The sequence below is a fragment of the Mucilaginibacter sediminis genome, from assembly GCF_051903035.1.
GTDB lineage: Bacteria > Bacteroidota > Bacteroidia > Sphingobacteriales > Sphingobacteriaceae > Mucilaginibacter.
Genome location: NZ_CP170602.1, coordinates 1569882 through 1592511, shown reverse-complemented (window position 1 = coordinate 1592511; position 22630 = coordinate 1569882). Strand labels below are relative to the sequence as shown.

Here is a 22630-nt window from a genome sequence, read left to right as displayed (position 1 = left end):
GATGAAAAGATTTAATTTAATAATAGCATTACTAATTGCGGCCATGGGCTTAAGTGCCCAGCAAATACAAACCGGGGTAGTGGGCGGCCACCTGCTACCATCAGATAAGCAAGTAACTGTAATGGTGAACGCGCCCGATGCTGGCTCTAAATCGCTTAATATTTTCAAAAAATATAAAAGCTATGAGGTCAGTAAAGATCAAAGCGGAACAGGGAACTTTAAAAAACAGGCTACGGTAACTTTTCCCGTTTCCTATTCCGAATTTAAAAAACGCGCGGGATCATCGTTGGCTGATGAGTTTAAGATGCAGGTGAAAGCGAAGGACGATGCCGAAGCCTGGGCTATCCTGCAAAGCGGTGATGTGCAAAAAATAGGTTATTTTTTTCTTTCCAGGGAGTTTTTGGAAAGCATTGGGATGATGTGGACAGATACCGACGTGAAGGGTAATTCGCCGGTTACGGTGTACCGGGTTTCGGCTGTTGACGCCGGCGGGAAAGCAGAGGTGATTTATACCGAAGTTGTTTCGGCGGTAAAACGGGTGCCGTTCCCCAAGTTTAAATTGAACAGGGCTTTGGTTGCCGATAGCGTGATTCAGCTTACATGGTCCATCCCCGTTCCGGCGTTAAACCCTGCCGTTTTTGCCTCGGTGTATAAAAAATCGTCAACCTCAAAACGCTTCACCGTGGTTGCCGAACGTTTGATAGTTTATAACCGCGACGATAGTTTGCATGTTTATTTTACTGAAAAGGTAAACCCCGGCGAATTGCTTACCTATTATATGCAACCTTATGATATGGCCGGCAACAGGGGGGCGGGTTCTGATCCAACCAGTCATCTCACCAAATCATTTAAAAGTATTGCTGCTATTAGCGGTTTCAAGGTAAAAGATACCACCAACGCGCTTTATTTGAGTTGGAACGCGTTACCGAGGCAGGCTGTTTACTCTGGTATCCAGATTCTTAAATCCCGATCGGCTCAAAAGGATTTTGTGGTTGCAGATACGCTTTCACCTAACGCCGTTAACTACCTCGACCGGAAAGTGCTGCCCAACATGGTATATTATTACCAGGTACGGCCTTTACTGGTACCTTATCCGGGTTTTAAGATGCTGCCTACCGCTACTGCAAATGGCTCAATGCAGGTAAAAAAGGAACGTCCATCAAAACCGGGCGGACTGACCGCCAAACAGGATAGCACCCGATTTATTGTACTGAGCTGGGATAAAAACCCCGAACTCGATCTTTTTGCGTACTATGTACTTCGCGGCACCTCTGCAAAGGATATGCGGGTCATTTCGCCGCCTATCCGTGATACGGTTTATCGCGACTCGATGAAATATCTCAATGGTGCAACGCAATATATATACGCGGTGCAAGTAATGAACCTGGCACAAAATATGAGCGACCTATCCGCACCCGTAGGTATCCGTCCACTTAAGGCCCAGTATGTGGCATCGCCGGCTGGCGTGCAAAGCCGCTGGGCCGACAGGGCTGTTAATCTTCAGTGGGAAAATACCGTCGCTGTTTATGATAACGTGATTGGATATATTGTTTTCAGGCGGGAGAAAGGCGAACCTCTTTTTAAGGTGATATCAAAAGTAGAGCGCCTGCCATTCTTAAGGGATACGCTTGTTACACCGGGCAAAACTTACGAATATGGTATTAGCTCAGTTGATGCTTTTGCCAATCAAAGCCTGCTATCACCGCTTACGGAATTGATGATACCGACCGATGATTTTATTGCCCCGCCATCAGATCTGTATCTGACCAATAAACCAGAAGGCGTCGGGCTCAGCTGGCCGGGGAACGACCGTGGTAACCATTATGTTATTTACCGCAGGCCGGCCTCATCCAAAACATTCAGCAAAGTAGCTATGGTTGAAAATGCCAGCACTTACCTTGATAAAACGGCAGTGCCCGGGGTATTATATGTGTACAAACTGACGGCCCTGCTGGATCAAACAGAAAGTAAAGCCGGGCAGGAAAAAGCTGTCAGGCGACAAAAGTGAGATATAACTGGAACGTTTGATGCATTGTAGTACAAGTTTTGAGCCGATGTGTGTCGTACACGCGTTTATGCTAATGGCGCGGGCGTGGTAAAAAAACAGTGCTTTTAAGGGCAGCCTGTGCAATGTAGAAAAACGGGGGCAGTGATCAGGCCTTTTTAACGAATTCTGATTTTAGCGCCATCGCGCCGAAACCCTCGATCTTACAGTCGATATTGTGATCGCTGTCTACCAAACGAATGTTTTTGACCTTCGTGCCGGCTTTGATAGTTTGGGAGGTACCTTTTACAGGGAGGTTTTTAATTGTCACCACCGTATCGCCATCCTGCAGCGTATTACCGTTACTGTCTCTTACTACAAAGGATTCCTCAACCGCGGGCTCTCCCGAAGAACTCCACTCATGCCCGCATTCCGGACAAACGAGTAAGCTCTCTTGTTCATAAGTATAAGGGGATTGGCAGATCGGACAAGGTGCAAGTTCAGTCATAGCTATTCAATATATTGAATGTGCAAAGGTAACGATTAACAGCCAAATATTTACTATTGATGAACTGGCAAAGGACGAAACCATCCGGGAGGCGGATACGCTGCTCCCGACCATACCTAACGCTTTTGAGTGAAGTGTAAATGTGCATGCGCTGTCGGCTATTTTGAAATACGTTGCCCCGGGCGGATAGGTGATAGGCCGGTTAAAGGGAAATACCTGTCAACCGGGCACAATTGACCAGCAGTTCATCCTGCCTGCCGGCATCATCCGCCGAACGGTTATAAGGTGCCTGTTTTTGGTGGTGAAAGTATTGCCCGCTGACCAGTGCGCCTGGTTCATTGCTTGCAGCCAGCCAAACCTGCGTTTGATAGCCTTGTTCCAGGTCATCAGGTGCACCTGCACCGCCCATCCTGGTGGGTACCCAGCCCGGATCGACGGCATTGGCCTTCAACCCCGGCCACTTTCTGGCCAACGCTTTGGCTAACATGAGCACATGCAGTTTGGTATCGGCATAGGAAGGCTTAGCTGTCCATTCCGGGTGACCTGATAAATGCATTCCTGAACTTAAATAAATCAGCCGTTCAGGCTTGTGCATCAAAGCAGTTAATATATACGGTGCCAGCGTATTTACATGTAACAATTGTTGTGCACTGGTTTGGTAAACGCCTGCGTTATGAATGACTGTATCAAAAGTTCCCAATGCATTAGCGTTTTCGGCCAATGTCTTGATGGCCTCCATATCTGCTAAGTCTGCTATAAGTATATCAATAGCGCCGGGCAAGTTTTCCAGCGCCTCTTGCCCTCTTTTTTCATTACGGGCATGCAGCACCACCTCATGTCCCTGTTTTACTAATTCCCTGGCCGCCAGCTGGCCCAAACCATCCGCGGAACCTGTGATAAATATCTTTGCCATTGTATTTGACAACAAAGCTATTGTTATGTGCCACATAGATCAGTTTTAACAGAGCCATATCAGAAATGAAACCACCCTTGGTTTTGGTTACTTTTCTGACCTGCCGGCGAAACCCTTCGATGATATTGGGGGTGTAAATCAGTTTACGAATAGTGGTGTCATACTTAAAATATGTGGTCAGCTTTGACCAGTTATTACGCCATGATTCCAATACCTTTTCATATTTCTTACCCCACCTTTCTTCTAACTGATCCTGCGATCCCCCAACTCCGGTGGATATTTTGAGTATTTATAGAAAACGAAATCCTGCAATCATATGATTTTCAGGATTTTAAATAATTTGATATCAAATCTTGCGGAGAGATAGGGATTTGTTTTAACCCTAATTTTCTGCTCTTATTTGATGTCTTGAATGGTTTTCAATTTCGTACTCACCGAATTACTCACCACTTTTTTATTTATAAGTAAATAGCTGCAAATGTTATTTTCAAATATACGAAAAAGGGAAAAAATAATTCTTTTTTATTCATGGAAACGTCCGTTCGATTTCTATGATTTAAGCTCCTATAGCCGGAGACAATCAATAATAGATTGACTGCCGTCCTTAAATCAGTAAATAGTCTTTTAAAAAACGATTAAAGTCCCTAAAACCCGGAGGGATACAATAACAGATGTTAACCCCAATTCATACTCTTTGATTTGAAGCAAATTTCTCGAGAAGCTTCTTTAGCTGAGTTTTATTATAGAGCTCAGTAAATCACTAATTGCGAATTGTATAACAAATATCAGTGTCGAATGTCGCGTTCTCAACCTGGGAAACGACGTTAACCCGTTTTAGCACAACTCAGTCGTTGTAATAACAGGATACTTTGTTAACTACATAACTGATATGCATGCAAAATTTAATGGGTATTTGGTAACCACCAATGGTATCTTACATTCACTAACGATTTAATTTCAACTTCAGGATGTTTAATTGCATAATCGCCGACAGGGTTTTGGGTAAAAATCGCGGTGCTGCACAGCATAATTACGAGCAGAAAGCTTAACCGTTTCATACCTTGTCCTTGTTAATGGTAATACTGGCGTAAACGGCCGTTTTGCCGGCCTTTTCCCTTCCTTTTCTGATGGTGAAATGCACACCAAATGACTGCGATGTTTTCATCTTTTAATAGTTTTTAAGTGAATAAATGATTAATTTCCTCCAGAAATCATCATTTTCTGGTCGCCGGAGTGGTCTTTTTTTCAGTCTTTTTGAGTGCTTTTTAGTCTATATTTTAAGCCATGACTGTCCACTTAAAATAAGCTGAGTGACAGCTGGTTACAATTTAGTTCTTTGACATCTTTGTAGTCTATCTTTTTAAGTAGGTCATTTACAGGAGTTTTATCCAGTAGCGATATGCTGATTACTTGTAACATTTCGTAGGTTGAACGACCGGTTTTCAGGTCTTTGGCGACTATTGCCACAAGACAGTAGGCGATAATTGCTGAATAGAGTTGAATACGGACCGCGTTTTCAGAGGTACCCCAAAAGGATTTAATCTTCAAATGCTGCTTTATCCATTTAAAGAAAAGTTCTATCTGCCAGCGATTTTTGTAAAGAAGCGCAACCTGAGCGGGTGTTATTTCCATATTATTGGTCAGGAAAACGAAAGTCCTTTCGCTCTCTTTATCATAATACTTTACTCTTCGCAGCTTTTCAGGATAATCTTTGCCAGTGTAAAAGCCTGTCAATCTTCCTGTCTGATCGCACAGCACTCCGGTGGATTTATCAACCTTGCCAGAATATATTCTTCGATATTTTAAACTCGATTTAGCACGAATCACAAAGTAGGCTTTTCTTTGTGTAATGTTATACAGCCTGGAAAAGTCCACATAGCCACGGTCAAAAATATAGTAGGCGTCTTCTTCATAAGTGATATGATCCATTGCATTCATGTCATTTACTGAAGCTGAAGTAATGTGTATAAAGGCTGGAATCTGTGTTGTAATGTCAAAAAGGGTATGAATTTTTATTCCCCCTTTGGCTTTACGAAACTTTGCCCACCAAAATACACTTAGGCACAGGTCTATGGTGGATGAATCAAACGCATATATCTTGCCTTTTATCTCAAAATCTTCATTGGCGCGTTTATTCCGGGCGATGCCGATCACGTGATAAGCAAACTCCTCGAATATCTTGCTGTTCCGGTTTTCATTGGCTTTGGCAAGATTACTTCGGGTCACGCTTTTTCCAAGACCTAAATGATATGATTTTACTATGGGCTTCCAACGTAATGATCAGATCACGTAAGCTATCTCGGTTTGTAAGTTGACCAAACAGCATACAGAGCAACTGGTTCCAACAGGAAAAGTGCCTTACATACTTATCGCCGTCATACTTCTTTACAATCCCATCAAATACACGCTGGGGAAGAAACTCTGATAATTGTGAGAAAACGTATTTACCTTGATTCATTTTTGCCGGTTGACCGACTAACCTAATCAATTCAAATCGTCACGCGCTAAATGAGCCTTTAACTAATAGACTATCAATGACTTCAAAGAACAATGTTTATTTTTTAATGGACACTAATGATATATTAAACCAATATTCGCCAAATTAACGGATAATTGTCAATCTTAATCTGCGGATTCTGAAGAAGGAATGACATACAAAAATAAAAAGACTTTCATCCTGAGTACTTACCCATGACTTGTTCTATTTTCGAAGCGGGTAGACCTGTCACCCTGATCCCTTCGAAGGGTAGCGCGTAGAGGCCTTTGCCCGCTATGGTTCGACAAACTCACCATGACGGTCCTTTTCACAATGTTATTCCCCTTTCAGAATTTAACGAAATTTTACCGCCCAGGCTGACACTAGCATGGATATGCCATGGGGAGTTATTTCATCGGAGCAGGAGCTGCTTCCTTTTTATATTCCTCGTTCAGGCCGGTAAGTACCTCTTTGGTCACATCAAGGCTTTCGTCACCATAAAGCAAGGATGGGTTTGATTTTGAGTAGGTAAGCACAATTTTATAGCCTTTTGTTTTAGTATAAGTTTTTAAGTATGCCGCTATATGGTCATACAGCTTTGAATTTTGCTCTGCTTCTTCATCCTGTAATTGCTTGGCCGTGTTTTGAGAAAGGGCCTGCAATGTCTGCTGTTTTGTTGCCAGGCGTTTTTCTGTAGTTGTACGCTGTGCCAGGTTAAGTGACGACGCGCTTTTCTGGTAAGCGGCTACTTCCTTTTGAAACGCAGTGCCTTTTGCTGTAATTTCGGCCTGGGCTTTTTGCGAAAGGTCCTGCAATTTAAATTTTACAGCTTTATAATAGTCATAATTGTTAATAAGCGAATCTGAATTAACAAAAACGATAGTATTGGCAGTGCTGGTAACGGCGGCAGGAGCAGTTTGCGCAATTGCTGCAAGCGAGCTCAATATAACAGAGGCGGTGATGATAAGAGACTTCATAATTTATTAATTTAAAAGCTGCGAAGTTACGGCTTAAAAATAAAAGGGTCTGCCCGTATCGTAAAAAATAAATATATCTTTCATCATTTGTTGTTTTTACGTTTTAAGGGTCGGTCATAATTCCATTACATTTCTATAAAAAAGCATATAATATCCCTGAAATTTTTATCTTGACGCTATGAAAAAACTGCTGTTGCCTTTACTTTTCTTTTCTTTAAAGCTTTGCGCGCAGGATGCCGCTAAAATTCACCAGAAAGCAATTTTAATAGATACCCATAACGATGTATTATCTAACGAACTGATTACGAAGTTTGATTTGGGTAAACGGCAAACCGAGGGCAATTTTGATTTGGTACGCGCCAAAGAGGGAGGGCTGGATGCGCAGATTTTCTCTATCTGGTGTGGCGAAAATTATGGTAAAGGTACCGCCTTTGCTTTTGCCAATCGCGAAATTGATTCTTTGTACGCACTTATTAAACGCTATCCGGATAAAATTACGCTGGTACACAACAGCGCCGAACTTAAAAAAGCAGTAGGCCAAAAAAAGCTGGCCGCGTTGATCGGGGTTGAAGGCGGCCACATGATTGAAGACCGCATGGACTACATTGACAGCCTGGCCAAACGGGGCATGAATTATTTAACCCTCACCTGGAACAACAGCACCTCGTGGGCAACTTCGGCCCGCGATGAGGTGACTAAAAAAGACAGCCTGAAGTTTTTAGGCCTCACCGACTATGGTAAGCAGATTGTTAAACACCTGAATCAATTGGGGGTTATGGTTGATGTATCGCACGTGGGCGAACGTACCTTTTACGATGTGCTGGCTACCACCACCAAGCCCGTTATTGCATCGCATAGCTGCGCCTGGAGTATCGACCCCAGCAGGCGCAATATGAAAGACGATCAGCTGAAAGCCCTGGCCAAAAACGGGGGAGTGATCTGCCTTAATTTTTACAGCGGATTTGTAGATAGTACTTATTCGCCAAAAGTGGCCGTGTTTTTACGCCAGCACAAAGCCGAGCTGGATTCGCTCACCAAAATTTACCATGATGGCGACCTGGCCAACATCAGGCTGAATGCGATGTATAAAGCCGAATCGGACAAAATTCGCCCGCCGCTGAGTTTACTCATCCACCATATTGATTACATTGTGAAGCTTATTGGGGTTGACCATGTAGGTATCGGCTCGGATTTTGACGGGGCCGAATCCTATCCGCTTGGCCTGAATAGCGTGAGCGATTATCCAAAGATTACCGAGGAACTACTAAAACTAAACTACACCGAAAAAGATATCGATAAAATTTTAGGCGGCAACGTGATGCGGGTTTTAAAGGCTAATACGGGTAAATAAATAGGTTAATTATTTAAAGTGGCGACATTTGCTTCATACATCTGAATAACTCCCCAACAAAAATGGAGGTGACTGGCAACCCAGTTAACCATCGGAAGATAAGTAGATGTTCTATTAATTTTTAATTTACCCTCCACATCCAAATAAATGTTGTTGCTGTTTTCTTCTTGATTTTGTTTTTTGGTTGTAACCGTTGTCGTAAATTCCAGATTAAAATGTCTAAGAATTTCTTCATCAAATAGGCCCATGCAAATGTCTACGGGCTTACTTATAAATATATTACGATTGCTATTAACGAATGAGCGATAAGCATTTTCGTTGATTTTCTCACCGTTCCAGGAAAGTCCTCCTTCAAATATTTGTACTTCATTTAATGCGGTGTAATCTACAAAAATCAGGTACATTGGTAAGTAATCGGTCCTTTGAAATTTTAAGAAGCTATAAATTCCGTAAACAATCGATTCTGGTGAATAAACATGAACTACTATCCTGAAAGAATTGCTTTTGTTTTGAATGAATTTAAAAAGCCTTTTCAATTGTTCTTGCCACTCATTATTCCAATCAAACGGGGTGACTGATTTTTTTATTATTTCACTTAAGCGATCTTTGTGTGCAGACTCAGCAAAGTTTGAATATAGATGATTGTTTGAACCATTATAGCCTTTTAGTTCTTTGATTAACATAATATCTGTGAGGCGTGGATCTGTTTTAAAGATTCCATAGCGATGAACACTGTCAATTTTCCAGCCCTGCACTTCCAAAACAGATTGGAATGTTTCAGGAGAACCAACCTCCATGGAATCATAGTCTCTATTATCGTGACAAATTGCACAAAGTACACATTGTTCTATATAGGAAAGAAAATCAACTTCGGAATCAAATTCTCTTTCTTTCATACCCATTTCTTTTTTGATTAACGGTAGTGACAGGTAATGCTTTTTGGTAAGTTCATTGAATGAATAACAAGTGGCGAAAGGGTGAATAACTCGGGAAGAACCGACGATCGAAATGCAGGTGATTACAAAATCTTTCAACCCAATATTTTCTGATATAGCTGCCAATTTTTGCAGGTAAATATCTCTATCCTCTTTAAAGTTGAAAAAGGCTAACTTATAAGTGTGGGCTAGCTGTCTTCTATCTTGGGAAATAATTTCTGGCAAAACCTCGTCAATAGTAGCAATTTTTTTTGATGCGTTTAAAGAAAGTAAAAAGCCTTTTACATGCAATGTGCTTTCATAAACAAATTCACAAAATGGAACAAATAGTTCATCCCATTGGGTAGATATAATTATAGCGCGCACCTCGCTATCTTTGGCCTTAAAATTTAGTTTTAATAGCCCAATATATTTAATTATTTCTTGTATAGTTTCCCGAGATGTAGCCTTACTTCGTTTAATTTCAATTATCACATAATTACCAAAGACATCAGTCGCCAATATATCTACGAATCCTTTACTTCCTTTAGAGTTTGGAAGATGAAATTCTATTTTGATTAGTGATAGACCGGGCTCAATTATAGAAAGTTTATCGGCTAATTGATCTCTTATTAAACTTTCCTCTTCCATTTTGTTGCTTAGTTAAATATTTGACTTAACTGTGAATCCTGTAGCTCACTATCATCATTCGAAAATATAAATTTAGGAAATTATTTAAGCATGCGTTCAATTTGGCCAACAATCTCAGGCAAATAGCTTTTAAAACAGGAGGTACCTACGGAGCCCCAAAATGCTTCTATTTTTTCTATAAACACGTAACTCCTACGGAGTTTTAAACGCTTGATAGTTGACTCCGGAGGAGTCTCGTGTTTATAGAACAGTTTAATCCTAAAAGTTTGGCTCCGTAGGTGCCTCCTTTTTAGCTTATTTAAAGATATTCTCTTGTTACTATCCTAATTAAATGGATTGTTATTAATTAAAAAGTGATCAGTAATTGTTTACCTGTTGCTGACCCATCTAACCGACTTTTTTTATAAATTTGTGCCTCATTTATAACAAATGTCTGAAGAATTAGAACACGTAAAATGCCTGATCATAGGATCGGGCCCGGCAGGATATACTGCTGCCATATATGCCTCAAGGGCCGATCTTAAACCGGTAATGTACACTGGTTTACTGGCCGGCGGGCAACTTACACAAACAACTGACGTAGAAAACTTCCCTGGTTATCCGGAAGGAATTATGGGCCCCGAAATGATGGAAGATTTCAGGAAACAGGCTGAACGCCTGGGTACCGATATCCGTTTTGGCTATGTAAGCTCGGTTGACTTTACCAGCCTGCCGCATAAAGTAGTGGTTGATGAAGTAAAAACCATTCTTGCCGATACCGTTATTGTTTCAACAGGTGCATCGGCCAAATGGCTGGGCTTGCCATCTGAGCAAAAATACAGTGGCTTTGGTGTTTCGGCCTGTGCTGTATGCGATGGTTTCTTTTTTAAAGGCCAGGATGTGGCCATTGTAGGCGCTGGCGATACCGCTGCCGAAGAAGCTACCTACCTTGCCAAATTATGCCGCAAGGTATACATGATCGTTCGCCGCGATGAATTCCGTGCTTCAAAAGCAATGGTGCATCGCGTGAAAAATACGCCAAACATCGAAATCCTGTATAATACCGAAACTAAAGAAATTCTTGGCGATGGCCAAAGCGTAACGGCGGTTAAGGTAATTAACAATGTTACCAATATTGAAACCGACCTTGACGTTACCGGTTTTTTTGTAGCGATAGGTCATCATCCCAATACCGATATTTTTAAAGGCTGGTTACATATGGACGAGACTGGCTATATCATTACCCGCCCCGGATCAACTGAAACCAACGTAGAGGGCGTATTTTGTTGCGGCGATGCCCAGGATCATATTTACCGCCAGGCTGTAACAGCCGCAGGTACCGGTTGTATGGCCGCCATTGACGCCGAGCGTTACCTTGCCGGTAAAGAGCATGTGGTAACGGCATAGCCCCACCCAACCCTCCCCAGAAGGGAGAGGATTTCTAAAAATAGAAAAGGTCATTTGGTAAACAGATGGCCTTTTCTATTTTTAGAAACCCTTTTTGTTAAAAGAAGAACGAGGGTTCGAAAGGCACGGGTATCTGGAAAAGGCAACATTCATGCTTTTGTTACAAAGGAAAACTTCTTATAATTTTTTAAAAAGTTATATATTCACGGCTCAGTACCAATTTCATATTACCATGCTCAAAAAAACTGCCCTGATGCTAAGCGCATTGTTAACCGTGTTTACTATTGTTAAAGCCCAGGATACCGATCCGTATGCGGGGATTATCCCGGCGCCGGTGTCGCTCACAAAAGCCCCCGGAACGTTCCTGTTCAGCCAGGAAACAAAGGTGCAGGTCGATTCGCCCACAAACAAAGCTGTGCTGTTTTTTAAAGATTACCTTGCCGGCAACCAGGCGTACAATGCGGCCATTGTAGCGAAAAACGCCGGAGCTGCCTCCAATGTCATCACGTTAACATCAGCCGGTACCGATAACCTGCCAGCCGAAGGTTACCGCCTAACCATTACCCCGCAGCAAATTACTGTTGCCGGTAAGGGGGCCGGATTGTTTTACGGCATTCAAACGCTTATCCAGCTATTCCCGGCCGATAGAGCTGCCACAGCTAAACTACCTTGTGTAAAGATTGAGGATTATCCCCGTTTTGGCTACCGTGGCGCCATGCTTGATGTAGGCAGGCACTTTTTTGGCGTAGAGATGGTGAAAAAATATATCGACCTGTTGGCAGCTTACAAGCTAAACAACTTCCACTGGCACCTTACCGAAGACCAGGGCTGGCGTATCGAAATAAAAAAATATCCAAAGCTTACACAAATCAGCAGTATGCGTGCGCAAACACTCATTGGTGGCTACCGCGATAAAACACCACAGCAATTTGATGGCACCCCTTACGGAGGATTTTACACCCAGGATCAAATTCGCGATGTGGTAAAATATGCCGCCGCAAGGTATATCAACATCGTACCCGAAATTGAAATGCCGGGTCACTCGCAGGCTGCATTGGCCGCTTATCCTGAACTAAGCTGCGATCCAACAAAAACTTACAAGCCTGCCGAAACCTGGGGGGTATTCAATGATATCTACTGCCCATCCGATAAAACATTTGCCTTTATTCAGGATGTTTTAACCGAGGTGATGGCGCTGTTCCCCAGCAAATACATCCACATTGGCGGCGATGAAGCCCCTAAGGATGCCTGGAAACAATCGGCATTTTGCCAGCAGCTGATTAAAAAACTAAAACTGAAGGACGAAAATGAGCTGCAAAGCTATTTTATACAACGGGTTGAAAAATTTGTAAACTCCAAAGGTCGTAACATCATTGGTTGGGACGAGATTTTAGAAGGCGGACTTGCGCCTAATGCAGCTGTAATGAGCTGGCGCGGCGAAGAAGGTGGTATAGCAGCCGCCCAGCAAAAACATAACGTGATTATGACACCTGGCAGCCACGGCCTTTATATAGATCATGGCCAGGGCAAACCAAGCCAGGAGCCGCTGAGCATTGGCGGTAACGAGCCGCTGTCGAAAATTTACAGCTATGATCCAACCCCCGAAGCATTAACCCCCGATCAAAAAACATATATTATGGGGGTACAGGCCAACCTTTGGACCGAGTATGTGGCAACCGATGCTAAGGTGGAGTTTATGTTGCTGCCGCGCTTAATGGCCCTATCTGAAATTGCCTGGAGCCCGTTAGCTAACAAAAACTTTAAAGATTTTAGCGAAACCCGTTTACCATCGCACTTAGCCTGGCTGGATAAAAATAACCTGGATTACCATGTCCCGGTTGCTATTGGAGCAAAAGATACCGTAATGATAGGTTCGCAGGTAAGCGTGAACCTGAAATCGCCGGTTGATGGCGCAAAAATTTACTATACTATTGACGGCTACACACCGCGCGAAACCGATTTAGAGTATCATATCCCCATGAACTACGATGTACCAGCCGACCAGTACCGCGAGTTACAAACCATTGTAATTACCCCATCGGGCAAGCGTAGCAACATTACCCGCACATTGGTTTACAATAAAGCACCTTTTGCAGCCGTTAACTATACAGGCAACGCAAGTGGCCTTAAATACCAATTATTTACCGGCACTTTTGGCAGCACCAGTCAATTAATAGGCTTGCCAACTGATAGCGGAGCAGTAAAAAACTTTAGTACAACAGATTTCAGGAAAAGTAAAGGTAAGTTTGGTGTAATTTACAACGGATTTATTAATATTGAGGCTGATGGCAACTATGGCTTCTCAACATTATCGGCCAATGGTTCGGTTTTGTTGATAGATGACCAGGTTGTGGTTGATAATGATGGCAAGCATACAACCAACGAGCAATTTGGCGCCGCCCCTTTATTAAAAGGTTACCACAAGTTTACACTTAAATATGTAGACGCCGGTGGCAACAATACGTTGAAGGTTTTTATATCGGCACCAGGCAAAACCAAGGCCGAGTTGACAGCCGATGTGCTGAAAAATTAACAGAAGGATAAAACTTATAATGGTCAGAAGATTTTATTATATAGCTTTTTTAATGGCCGCGGTAACTATAGCCGGCTGTGGGGGGAATCAATCTAAAACAGCCGGCCCACCAGCAACGCCTAAAGCGCCAGAACTGATGAAGCCATTCAGGTACCATAAAATGATTGAGGTTTCGCCGGGGCAAACTTATGACGTGTTTAGCTGGGGCAGGGGATCGCAGGAGGCAGGTGCGTTTATGATCTTGCATTCAGATTCGTCGGCCATTAAATATACCACCACAACCGGCGACCTTGATGGCCAGATCACCGACGTTTATAACTCGGATATGGACGTTGATGGCAACCCTGAAATATTGATAGCTGTTAAATCAAAAGATACCATTAACCGTACGGGTATTTACGCCTATGAGTTTAACAACGAAAGTAAAGCCAATAAACTCGATTTCCCTAAACTAAACAGCTCACAGCGCAAAGGGTACCGGGGCGATGATAATTTTTACATTCGCGATGGCAAACTCATTCGTGAATTTCTGATTTATAAAGGCAGTGGTAAAGATGCAACTTCAACCGGTGCGAAGCGGCAGCTTGAGTATGGATTAAGCCGCAACGAATTTACCGTAAAACAACTGAGCAAAGATTCTGTTGATGTGGCTCCAAAAGGGGCTACTGCCAATGCCGCGCCAAAGAAGCAGGATGATAAGCCGGCAACCAAGAAATCTGAGAAGAAAAGTTCTTCTAAATCAAGCAAAAAGAATAAACACAAACGGCATCATAGTGATTGAGTATTTGCCTGATTCTTATGGTTTTAGCAAAGGCGCATTCATGCGCCTTTGTTGTTCAAAATGGGTTAGCCGAAGCAGTTTGATGATGCATCCTCTCACAAATGGGGTGTCGGCATCATCCCGTATTCTTCGCCGTAATACGGTATTGCTCGGGCGATGAGCCAATATATTTTTTAAAAATGCGCGAAAAGTAGTAGGGGTCTTCGTAGCCCAGTTCGGTGGCTACGGCCTTTATTTTATCGCTGTTGGCATATAATAGCTGACAGGCCTTTTGCATTTTTAAGTGAATAAAATAATCAATAGGGGGCATACCGGTGGCTTTACGAAACAGGTTGGAAAAATGTGATACCGATAAACTATGCTTGCCGGATATGTCTTCCACGCTTAGTTTTTTGTTTAGGTTACTGCGCATGAAGTGGACAGTTTTGGTGATGATATCACCTTCATCATCGGTATTATGGCGGATGTGCCGCTCCGGCATCAAAAAAGTAGCTATAATATGGTACAGGCAAAAGCACGCGCTGTTAATGTTTTCAAGGCTGTAGCCCATTTCCAGGGTTTGGTAAATGTTTTGCCATATAGTAATCGCATTTTCGTTAAAAGGGATGTTTACCGGGCCGCGGCCGATACTTAAGTTGAGCGATTTGTTGAAGCTTTCTATATTATCGCCCGTGAAATGTACCCAGTAAATGGTCCACGGGTCGGCATTATCGGCCCAATACCTCATGTATTTATCAGTAGCCGGTATCAGTATAAACTGGTTGCTGCGTACTTCAAAGCGCTTGTTATCTACAATATAATGACCTTTTCCCTGTAAGCAGTAAATGAGTATGTTGTCTTCACAGCCTTTGCGGCGTTCGCGATAATGAAATGCCGCCTTCGGGAAATAGCCTATATGTGTAATATAGATATGGAAAAGTTCGGGATGTCGCTGTTTGGCATCGCGCAGTACTTTTTGAGGAATGCTGATGAATTTTTCACCCTCAAAACCTTGCCGCCTTTTAAAGCTGTTATTCATCAAATATAGTATTAAGGAATAATTGGTGTTACAGTGGGATATTACATCAGCAGAAACATAGCATCCGGCATTTGAGTGCTATTATAGATAAAACATTCTATAAATTACAAACATTTACCCCGTATTGTAAACCTGCCACAACATTATGCCAATAAGCCACAATTTTGCTGATGGTTTAATGGAATAATCCATTAAAAAAAATGTTTTGGCTATTATAAACTCACAAACATCGATTTACTTTTGGTTTGTTCATAACAACCAATATAACCAGCTCTGTTGATCTTGCTTTTAAAGTTTTGCCCCATTGCCGGTTGACGGCGGTAAACTATAAGTGGCCTGCTTCAAGCCTTTTATATGGTAAAAACATTACAGTTTAATTTTAAACCTGTGTACGCCGGGTTTGCTCCGGCTTCACTACAACATTTATATGCTATTAAAAAATAAAGTAATTTTTTTAACTGGCGGTACCGAAGGCATAGGCTTTGAGTGCGCTAAAATATACCATGCAGCCGGCGCCAAGCTGGCCATTGTTTCCAATTCGGAGCGGAGCATTGATGAGGCCCGGTCAAAGCTGCAGTCACTTGATATCCTGTATCTTAAGGCCGATGTTTCAATAGCTGCTGCTATAAGGCAGGCTATTGCCAAAGCTGTAGATTATTTTGGTAAAATAGATGTGATTCATAATAACGCGGGCATCAGTAACCCTTCAAAAGCTGTTCATGAAACCACTGATGATGAGTGGGATGCTCTTTTTGATGTAAATGTGAAGGGTATATTTAACACCACCCGGTATGGAATTGATGAACTTAAAAAAACGCGTGGCAATATTCTAAACACCAGTAGTTTGGTTGGCGATATGGGGCAGGAGATTCATGCCGCATACAGCGCAACAAAAGGCGCTGTAAACGCTTTAACCAAATCGATGGCGCTTGACTATGCCCCTTACGGTATCCGCGTTAACGCGGTGGCCCCGGCAGGTGTTTGGACACCCATGCTGCGGGCCTGGAGCCAGCAACAGCCCGACACCAATTCGATTGAAAATTACCTGGATAACATTCACGCCCTGGGCTATTGCCCTGAAGGCGACGTGGTGGCCGATGCCTGTTTGTTCCTTGTATCCGACCATGCCCGGTTTGTAACCGGCTGTATTTTACCCGTTACTGGCGGTGCCGAGTTAGGTTATCGCCGCGTGTTAAACCAAACCATTTAATCAATCTCCCAAAAATTTTATATAATATGATTAAAAATATACAGGTTGATGATATCCGTTATAAGCTTGATGGCGCGGCCGGCAGCGATGCTATACATACCGATCCTGTTTACTCATACGCGGTAACCCGTTTATTTGACGATAGCGGCCATACAGGGGTCGGCTTTGCCTTTACATTGGGCGAGGGTAATGATTTGGTTTGCAAAGCTGCGCAATATTATGCCGATAAAATTAAAGGCAGGGATATTGAAGATACCATGGCCAATTTTGGCGATTTGTTCAAAAGTTTGTCCAACGATCAGCAATTTCGTTGGTTGGGGCCGCATAAGGGAGTGGTGCATTTGGCGCTTGCTTCCGTAACCAATGCCTGTTACGATTTGTGGGCCAAAAAGAGGGGCCTGCCACTTTGGAAACTGTTAACTGACTTAAGCCCCGAACAAATTGTAGCTACGTTAGATATGTCGTACCTTGAAGATGAGTTGACTCATGAACAGGCTATCAACATGCTCAAAGAGCAACAATCCACCAAAACAATTCGTGAAAACATTTTGCAAAAAGGTTATCCGGGGTATGATACATCCATAGGCTGGTTCAATTATTCGGATGAAAAAGTGCGCGAAAACTGTAAAATTGCACTGGCCGAAGGTTTTACCGCAATGAAACTTAAAGTTGGCTCGGCCGACCCTGAAAGGGATATCCGCCGTGCGCATATTGTGAGGGAAGTTGCCGGCGATAATGTAAAAGTAATGCTGGATGCCAACCAGCAATGGAACCTGCCGCAGGCGGTATCGATATGCCATAAACTTAAAAGCATGAACCCGTACTGGATAGAGGAGCCAACTCACCCGGATGACGTTTTAGCCCATAAAACTCTGGCAGATGCTATTTCGCCATTAAAACTGGCTTTAGGCGAGCATGTGCCCAATAAAATCATTTTTAAAAATTATCTGCAAACCCGCTCGGCTTCATTTATCCAGGTTGATGCGGTAAGGGTAGGAGGTGTAAGCGAATTTATAACTGTAAGCCTGTTATGCAAAAAATACGGAGTACCTGTAGTGCCTCACGTGGGCGATATGGGCCAACTGCATCAGCACCTGGTTTTGTTTAACCATATAGCAATTGGTCACGAGGCTTTATTTTTAGAGCATATTCCACACCTGCAAAAGCATTTTGTAAACCCTGTGAACATAACAGGTGGCGTGTACCAAACGCCACAGGAACCTGGGAGCAGTTGCGATTTGAAAATATTGGGTTAGTGAGTAATGAGTAATGAGTAGTGAGTAGTGAGTAGTGAGTAGTGAGTAGTGAGTAGTGAGTAGTGAGTAGTGAGTAGTGAGTGAAAATGGGCTTGTCAAATTAACGATTTAGCATTTACCAATTAGAGTTTAGAGTTTTAAAATTAGGATTTTTCCAGATGATACACACACCAGATTTGATCATTAGTGGCTTGTACATAGCGGCGATATTTATTATCGGCCTGTGGTCGGGTATTCGTCATCAGCAAAAAACAAAAAATAACAATAACGAGGCCGGCGAATATTTTTTGGCAGGTAAAAAGCTGCGCTGGCCAGTGATTGGCCTGGCCCTATTTGCTACAAATATTTCATGTGTGCACCTGGTGAGCCTTGCTCAAAGCGGGTTTGATACAGGCTTGCTTAACGGCGATTTTGAATGGATGGCGGCATTTACGCTAATCCTATTGGCTTTGTTTTTTGCACCTTTTTATATCAGATCAGGCGTATCAACGCTGCCCGATTTTTTAGAAAAACGTTACGACAGGGCCAGTCGCGATTGGCTGGCTATTATATCGGTAGTATCGGCGGTATTAATTCATATCGCTTTTTCGTTGTTGGCGGGCGGCATAGTATTGTATACGCTGTTTGGGGTTGATATGTATACCAGTGTCATCATCATCTCTATTATTACTACTATATACACCATAGTTGGCGGTTTAACGGCCGTGGTAGTTACTGAATCTATCCAAACCGTGGTGCTTTTAGGTGGGGCTATTATAATGAGTATTGCGGCTTATACCAAAATGGGTGGTTGGGATCCAATGGTTGAGGTATTAAAACATACAGGGCAGCTTAATAAACTATCCATGCTTCGCCCTCATGGCGATGCCAGCGGTATGCCGTGGTATGCTGTGTTTTTAGGTTACCCCGTATTGGGCATCTGGTACTGGTGCGCCGACCAAACCATTGTGCAGCGCGTTTTAGGCGCCAAAGACGAAAACCATGCCAGGGTTGGTCCGTTGTTTTGCGGCTTTATCAAAATATTACCGGTTTTTATTTTTGTAATGCCGGGGTTGTTTGCCTATACACTGGCGCAAAGCGGACACCTGGATATTTCGGCTTTAAAAAGTGTGATTGATGGGAAAGAAGTGGTAAACAGCAAAGGAATTTATACGTTGATGATTACCCAGCTAATTCCTCCGGGGCTGATAGGCGTGCTTGTTGCCGCGTTATTATCCGGTTTAATGAGCCAGATATCGGGGGCGTTAAATTCAATATCAACCATTGTAAGCTACGATATTTATAAAAGATATAAACCCGAAGCAACAGACAAAAAACTGGTGAGCATTGGTAAAATAGCAGCCGGTGTTGCACTCGTTTTATCATTAATGCTGTTGCCGCTACTCAATAATTACGAAAGCATATTTAATGGTTTAAATGACATTATTGCCCACATAGCGCCGCCAATAACCTGTGTGTTTTTGTTAGGTGTTTTCTGGGAAAAGGCATCGGCCGTTTCGGCCAAATATACTTTATGGATAGGCTCGGCAATAGGGGTAGTGGTGTTCGTCATTGGCAAAGTTTACCCTGCAAGCGCAATTGGCTCAATTCCTTTTATGATGATGGCCTTTTATCTTTTTGTAGTGTGCTTGTGTTTACAGGTTGTATTATCATATATGTACCCCGTTCAGCATACCAAAGAAAGCGCTACCCTGTATTGGAAATCGCCCTGGGAACCTCTGCGCGGTGTAGCCTGGAGTGGGTTAGGCAGTTATAAAGTACTTTCGGTTTTTTTAATTGGCATAATGGCCGTATTGTTTTACATTTTTAGGTAATGGCATCATGAACAAAGTTCTCCTTCAAATCCAACGGTTTGCAATTATACTCATCACTTGCATCATCGGCTTTTCTGCCTGTAAAAGTGGCAACAAGAAGCCCACCCTACAGCAGGATACTGCATCAGCAAAGGCAGTGCAGCACAAAAGTGTGCAGCGTTTTGGTATGGTAACCGGCTTAAAACCCGAAAAGATGGCCTATTATAAACAATTGCATTCGCATGCCTGGCCAGGAGTTTTGAAAAAGATAACTGAGTGCAATATTCGCAATTACTCCATCTATATTCAAAAAATAGATGGTAAGTATTTTTTGTTTAGTTACTTTGAATATGTGGGTGTTGATTTTAACGGCGATATGGCCAAAATGGCCGCCGATACCACTACCCGACGCTGGTGGAAAGAAACCGATCCAACGCAAATACCTCTACCTGAAGCTGCTGCGCACAAACAGCAATGGCAAGCCATGGATGAGGTGTTTCATATGAATTAAAACCTTTGCACAAGCCAAATTGCAAAAAAACTTACCTGTTTTATAAACTGATTAAAATTTTAGAAGTGTATTGAAAATAAAGAGTTGTTTTAACAGCGAATATTCCATTGTTAGTGAAAAACGTAATGTTTAACTTTAAGGGATTTTATTTAGTTTTGATTTTAAACTGTCGGCGCTATGAGCCGCTTTTTCGTTATAAACCTAACGTTGTTTTTTAAGCTTTAATTGCACCTTACTTATAGATTTTTTAGCCTTTGGGAAAGATCCTGTAGGATCTATAAATAGATTATGAGCCCGAATAGTATAGGATATAAAACTGAATGAATTGATATTTAACCTGCTAACTTAAAATATGAGGAAAACTTTACTTTTTAACAAAAACATCATTCTTTTTGAACTGCGTCCGTTTAACCCGTTGGTGAAAAACGCGATATGCCCTGTTAATCACGTAAACCACACCCGCTAAATGAAAAAGGTGGGCGGTTATGTTTAACTACGGCGTATACACAGATGAGCAGCTTACCGCCCTTTTAAAAGAGGGGGACCACGCTGCCTATACCGAAATTTACAGGCGGTACTGGAAAAAATTGCTGTTAATAGCCTGGAACCACAGTAAAGATCAACTTGCTGCAAAGGATATTGTACATGATGTATTTATATCGTTGTGGGAAAGGTATACCGATGTTGAGATCAATAACCTATCCGCCTTCCTGGCAACCTCAGTAAAATTTACCGTTTACAAGTATTACCAAAAAGAGCAACGCAGGAACGACTTGGCTTTACAAAATTACGAATATGAAACTACCGTAAATGATGAAGATAAGCTCGACGCGATTTTTTTGCAGGAATACGTAAACGGAATTGTTGAAAAAATGCCCGAGAAATGCCGCCTGGTATTTGGCTACAGCCGTAATTTGGGGATGAAAAATTCGGAAATAGCAACCAAAATACAAATTACCGAGAAAGGGGTAGAAGCAAACCTTACCCGCGCACTCCGTATTATCAGGGGTGAACTTAAAAATCACGGCTGGATACTCATCATAGCAATTCATATCCACCGGCTTTTCAAATAAAAGAGAAGAGCACTTCTGCCTTTTTTAATTAAATAAACTTTTTTTTAATAACCATGTAGGGTATCGTTCTTTTCGCGGTACATCTATATACTAAAGCGCAATACCAATTGAACCGCCAAACCATTTACAAGTTAATACGTAAGTATAAAGATAATACTGCGACCGAATCGGAAAAGGAAACTTTAACCGAATGGTACCGTAGTGTAGCCAACCAGGATGCCGAATTTCCCGACGACGAAGAAAGTGTTGAGGAAGAAATGCTTTTGCGCCTGAATCAGCAAACTAAACCTCAAAAACCGCATCGCTTTTTTTTGAAGCGCTGGTCAGTTGCAGCATCTATACTTTTTTTGCTTTCTGCAGGAGCCATTTTTTTCATAAAAAAAAATGGGAGTATCCAGAAGCCGGAATTAGCGCATAATACGATAATAGCACCAGGCGGAAACAAAGCCATCCTAACGTTGGCCAATGGGCAAAAAATATCGCTCACAGACGCACAAAAAGGACAAATAATTCAGCAAAAAGGTGTTCAGATATCGAAAACTGCCGATGGTCAGGTGGTTTACACAGCAGCAACCGACAGTAAAGAAAGTTCCGGTGCGATTGCTGTAGCACAATATAACACGATGGAAACACCCAGGGGTGGCCAATTTCAATTGTTTTTGCCCGATGGCACCAGGGTATGGCTTAACGCGGCTTCTTCGTTAAAATACCCGGTAGATCTTGGGTCGGCCGGCGAGCGCAGAGTAGAATTGAGTGGTGAGGCCTATTTTGAGGTAGCCCATAATAAAGACAGGCCGTTCCGGGTAATTACCAATAGGCAGGTAGTTGAAGTTTTGGGCACCCACTTCAATGTTAGCGCTTATAATGATGAACCGAATACAAAAACCACATTGCTTGAAGGATCAGTGAAAGTTACCGGCGGCGATAAAAGTGCCATGTTAAAGCCTGGCCAGGAAGTAAGCCTTACAGACCATTTTAAAGTATCTGATGTGGATACTGAAGAAGCCGTAGCCTGGAAGAATGGCTATTTCAGGTTTGACGATGAGCGCTTAGAAACAGTTATGCGCAAAGTATCCCGCTGGTACAATGTAGATGTTGTTTACCGGGATAACGATGTTAAGGACGATCTGTTTGCCGCGGTAACTACCCGCTTTGCTAATATATCAACCTTGCTTAAAATAATGGAACAAACCGGCGACGCAAGTTTCAGTATTGAAGGATCAAAGATTATTATAAGCAAAAAAGTAAAAAAGTAAACTGTCAAAACCAATAATAACCAATTATCAACCCTAAAT

At 42.4% G+C, this 22630-nt stretch carries 18 protein-coding genes and 1 pseudogene; 11 read left to right on the top strand and 8 right to left on the bottom strand.

Annotated elements, in window-relative coordinates; all coding sequences use genetic code 11:
* Position 1: 1 nt before the first annotated feature.
* Positions 2-2008 (top strand): fibronectin type III domain-containing protein, encoded by a 2007-nt coding sequence (locus tag ACFGVS_RS06180; protein ID WP_439697893.1) that lies wholly within the window; start codon positions 2-4, stop codon positions 2006-2008.
* Positions 2009-2153: 145 nt separating this feature from the next.
* Here ACFGVS_RS06180 and ACFGVS_RS06175 read toward each other — a convergent pair whose 3' ends face one another.
* The 6 genes and pseudogenes from ACFGVS_RS06175 to ACFGVS_RS06150 form a co-directional block, all read right to left on the bottom strand.
* Positions 2154-2492: a zinc ribbon domain-containing protein YjdM gene (locus tag ACFGVS_RS06175; RefSeq protein ID WP_274213148.1), complete on the bottom strand. Its 339-nt coding sequence runs from the start codon at positions 2490-2492 to the stop codon at positions 2154-2156.
* A 202-nt stretch (positions 2493-2694) separates the two neighbouring features.
* Positions 2695-3405: an SDR family NAD(P)-dependent oxidoreductase gene (locus tag ACFGVS_RS06170; protein WP_274213149.1), complete on the bottom strand. Its 711-nt coding sequence runs from the start codon at positions 3403-3405 to the stop codon at positions 2695-2697.
* A gap of 19 nt (positions 3406-3424) precedes the next feature.
* Positions 3425-3658: pseudogene (locus tag ACFGVS_RS06165) on the bottom strand (transposase); the annotation flags it as partial.
* Positions 3659-4701: 1043 nt separating this feature from the next.
* On the bottom strand, positions 4702-5667 hold the full coding sequence (locus ACFGVS_RS06160; protein WP_439699234.1) for an IS4 family transposase: 966 nt from the start codon (positions 5665-5667) through the stop codon (positions 4702-4704).
* Positions 5618-5863: a DUF4372 domain-containing protein gene (locus tag ACFGVS_RS06155; protein WP_439697892.1), complete on the bottom strand. Its 246-nt coding sequence runs from the start codon at positions 5861-5863 to the stop codon at positions 5618-5620. The genes ACFGVS_RS06160 and ACFGVS_RS06155 overlap by 50 nt, the downstream gene beginning before the upstream one ends.
* A gap of 425 nt (positions 5864-6288) precedes the next feature.
* Positions 6289-6858, bottom strand: coding sequence for an OmpH family outer membrane protein (locus ACFGVS_RS06150; RefSeq protein WP_439697891.1), 570 nt, complete (start codon positions 6856-6858; stop codon positions 6289-6291).
* A 178-nt stretch (positions 6859-7036) separates the two neighbouring features.
* Here ACFGVS_RS06150 and ACFGVS_RS06145 point away from each other — a divergent pair, with 178 nt between their 5' ends.
* A complete protein-coding gene (locus ACFGVS_RS06145) occupies positions 7037-8209 on the top strand; it encodes a dipeptidase (protein ID WP_439697890.1) in 1173 nt (390 codons plus the stop codon).
* A 5-nt stretch (positions 8210-8214) separates the two neighbouring features.
* Here ACFGVS_RS06145 and ACFGVS_RS06140 read toward each other — a convergent pair whose 3' ends face one another.
* Positions 8215-9774 (bottom strand): endonuclease NucS domain-containing protein, encoded by a 1560-nt coding sequence (locus ACFGVS_RS06140; protein ID WP_439697889.1) that lies wholly within the window; start codon positions 9772-9774, stop codon positions 8215-8217.
* 429 nt (positions 9775-10203) lie between these two features.
* Between ACFGVS_RS06140 and trxB the strand changes: the two genes are divergently transcribed.
* The 3 genes from trxB to ACFGVS_RS06125 all read left to right on the top strand — a co-directional run bounded on the left by trxB (position 10204) and on the right by ACFGVS_RS06125 (position 14474).
* A complete protein-coding gene (gene trxB / locus ACFGVS_RS06135; RefSeq protein ID WP_274213722.1) occupies positions 10204-11160 on the top strand; it encodes a thioredoxin-disulfide reductase in 957 nt (318 codons plus the stop codon).
* 232 nt (positions 11161-11392) lie between these two features.
* Complete coding sequence (locus tag ACFGVS_RS06130) at positions 11393-13693, top strand: family 20 glycosylhydrolase (protein ID WP_439697888.1); 2301 nt, start codon at positions 11393-11395, stop codon at positions 13691-13693.
* A 19-nt stretch (positions 13694-13712) separates the two neighbouring features.
* Positions 13713-14474, top strand: coding sequence for a hypothetical protein (locus tag ACFGVS_RS06125; protein ID WP_439697887.1), 762 nt, complete (start codon positions 13713-13715; stop codon positions 14472-14474).
* Between the two features lie 115 nt (positions 14475-14589).
* Here the strand turns inward: ACFGVS_RS06125 and ACFGVS_RS06120 are convergent, their stop codons facing one another.
* Positions 14590-15492: an AraC family transcriptional regulator gene (locus tag ACFGVS_RS06120; RefSeq protein WP_439697886.1), complete on the bottom strand. Its 903-nt coding sequence runs from the start codon at positions 15490-15492 to the stop codon at positions 14590-14592.
* Positions 15493-15919: 427 nt separating this feature from the next.
* Between ACFGVS_RS06120 and ACFGVS_RS06115 the strand changes: the two genes are divergently transcribed.
* The 6 genes from ACFGVS_RS06115 (at position 15920) to ACFGVS_RS06090 (ending at position 22591) form a co-directional block, all read left to right on the top strand.
* Positions 15920-16702: an SDR family NAD(P)-dependent oxidoreductase gene (locus tag ACFGVS_RS06115; protein WP_439697885.1), complete on the top strand. Its 783-nt coding sequence runs from the start codon at positions 15920-15922 to the stop codon at positions 16700-16702.
* A 26-nt stretch (positions 16703-16728) separates the two neighbouring features.
* Entirely contained in the window at positions 16729-17958 is a 1230-nt protein-coding gene (locus ACFGVS_RS06110; RefSeq protein WP_439697884.1) for an enolase C-terminal domain-like protein, read from the top strand.
* 158 nt (positions 17959-18116) lie between these two features.
* Positions 18117-19772 carry a sodium:solute symporter gene (locus ACFGVS_RS06105; RefSeq protein ID WP_439697883.1) on the top strand — a complete coding sequence of 552 codons (1656 nt, stop codon included), beginning with the start codon at positions 18117-18119 and terminating at the stop codon, positions 19770-19772.
* A 7-nt stretch (positions 19773-19779) separates the two neighbouring features.
* Positions 19780-20262, top strand: a complete 483-nt coding sequence (locus ACFGVS_RS06100; protein WP_439697882.1) for an L-rhamnose mutarotase — start codon at positions 19780-19782, stop codon at positions 20260-20262.
* 485 nt (positions 20263-20747) lie between these two features.
* Positions 20748-21335, top strand: coding sequence for a sigma-70 family RNA polymerase sigma factor (locus ACFGVS_RS06095; protein ID WP_439697881.1), 588 nt, complete (start codon positions 20748-20750; stop codon positions 21333-21335).
* 107 nt (positions 21336-21442) lie between these two features.
* Complete coding sequence (locus ACFGVS_RS06090) at positions 21443-22591, top strand: FecR family protein (protein ID WP_439697880.1); 1149 nt, start codon at positions 21443-21445, stop codon at positions 22589-22591.
* Positions 22592-22630 lie beyond the last annotated feature (39 nt).

Excerpts from the sequence above, each read along its gene's own strand:
- ACFGVS_RS06180 (WP_439697893.1), top strand. The coding sequence starts at position 2 with ATGAAAAGATTTAATTTAATAATAGCATTACTAATTGCGGCCATGGGC.
- ACFGVS_RS06175 (WP_274213148.1), bottom strand. The coding sequence starts at position 2,492 with ATGACTGAACTTGCACCTTGTCCGATCTGCCAATCCCCTTATACTTAT.
- ACFGVS_RS06170 (WP_274213149.1), bottom strand. The coding sequence starts at position 3,405 with ATGGCAAAGATATTTATCACAGGTTCCGCGGATGGTTTGGGCCAGCTG.
- ACFGVS_RS06155 (WP_439697892.1), bottom strand. The coding sequence starts at position 5,863 with ATGAATCAAGGTAAATACGTTTTCTCACAATTATCAGAGTTTCTTCCC.
- ACFGVS_RS06150 (WP_439697891.1), bottom strand. The coding sequence starts at position 6,858 with ATGAAGTCTCTTATCATCACCGCCTCTGTTATATTGAGCTCGCTTGCA.
- ACFGVS_RS06145 (WP_439697890.1), top strand. The coding sequence starts at position 7,037 with ATGAAAAAACTGCTGTTGCCTTTACTTTTCTTTTCTTTAAAGCTTTGC.
- ACFGVS_RS06140 (WP_439697889.1), bottom strand. The coding sequence starts at position 9,774 with ATGGAAGAGGAAAGTTTAATAAGAGATCAATTAGCCGATAAACTTTCT.
- trxB (WP_274213722.1), top strand. The coding sequence starts at position 10,204 with ATGTCTGAAGAATTAGAACACGTAAAATGCCTGATCATAGGATCGGGC.
- ACFGVS_RS06130 (WP_439697888.1), top strand. The coding sequence starts at position 11,393 with ATGCTCAAAAAAACTGCCCTGATGCTAAGCGCATTGTTAACCGTGTTT.
- ACFGVS_RS06125 (WP_439697887.1), top strand. The coding sequence starts at position 13,713 with ATGGTCAGAAGATTTTATTATATAGCTTTTTTAATGGCCGCGGTAACT.
- ACFGVS_RS06120 (WP_439697886.1), bottom strand. The coding sequence starts at position 15,492 with ATGAATAACAGCTTTAAAAGGCGGCAAGGTTTTGAGGGTGAAAAATTC.
- ACFGVS_RS06115 (WP_439697885.1), top strand. The coding sequence starts at position 15,920 with ATGCTATTAAAAAATAAAGTAATTTTTTTAACTGGCGGTACCGAAGGC.
- ACFGVS_RS06110 (WP_439697884.1), top strand. The coding sequence starts at position 16,729 with ATGATTAAAAATATACAGGTTGATGATATCCGTTATAAGCTTGATGGC.
- ACFGVS_RS06105 (WP_439697883.1), top strand. The coding sequence starts at position 18,117 with ATGATACACACACCAGATTTGATCATTAGTGGCTTGTACATAGCGGCG.
- ACFGVS_RS06100 (WP_439697882.1), top strand. The coding sequence starts at position 19,780 with ATGAACAAAGTTCTCCTTCAAATCCAACGGTTTGCAATTATACTCATC.
- ACFGVS_RS06095 (WP_439697881.1), top strand. The coding sequence starts at position 20,748 with ATGTTTAACTACGGCGTATACACAGATGAGCAGCTTACCGCCCTTTTA.